Origin of the sequence: Pelorhabdus rhamnosifermentans, from assembly GCF_018835585.1 — a bacterium.
In the GTDB taxonomy this organism is placed as follows: Bacteria; Bacillota; Negativicutes; order UMGS1260; family UMGS1260; genus Pelorhabdus; species Pelorhabdus rhamnosifermentans.
The window spans coordinates 1-543 of record NZ_JAHGVE010000097.1; the positions used below are offsets into that span (position 1 = coordinate 1).

Annotated in this window: 1 protein-coding gene; it reads right to left on the bottom strand. The window is 44.4% G+C overall.

Translation table 11 applies throughout. From position 1 onward, the window contains the following. Positions 1 to 543 (bottom strand): NAD(P)/FAD-dependent oxidoreductase (locus tag Ga0466249_RS25935; protein WP_215832386.1); only part of this gene is annotated, 543 nt, incomplete at both ends.

Below are 543 nucleotides of genomic sequence, written 5' to 3' on the forward strand. Positions count from 1 at the left end.
GACGCCTGTTACATGGCCGTCAGTCACTTCAATGCCTGTAACAGGACATTCTGTCAATACTTTTACACCGTTTTTTACGGCATTTTCAGCGAAAGAAATAGCAGCGCTAAAGGGAAGAAAAATACCTGCTGAAGCTGCCCATAAGGCACCTTTCACATTCACCGCTAGATTCGGCTCTTTTGCGAGAACTTCTTCACGGTTAAGCATGGCTAAGCCCGGCACACCATTAGTTTTTCCCCGTTCAAAAAGCTCTTGAACCGTGTTCATTTCTTCGTCGCTTGTTGCGACAACAAGTGAACCCGTCCACTTAATATCCAGGGCCAGTTCATCTTTTAATTGGTGATAAAGTGCATTGCCTCGTACATTAAATTTAGCTTTCAGTGAGCCTGGATGAGCATCAAATCCAGCATGAAGAATGGCGCTGTTTGCCTTGGTTGTACCCATGGCAATGTCAGGTTCTTTTTCAAGTAATACCACATCAAGTTGGTATTTCGATAACTTTCTGGCAATCGCTGTACCGACAATACCGCCGCCAATAATGAT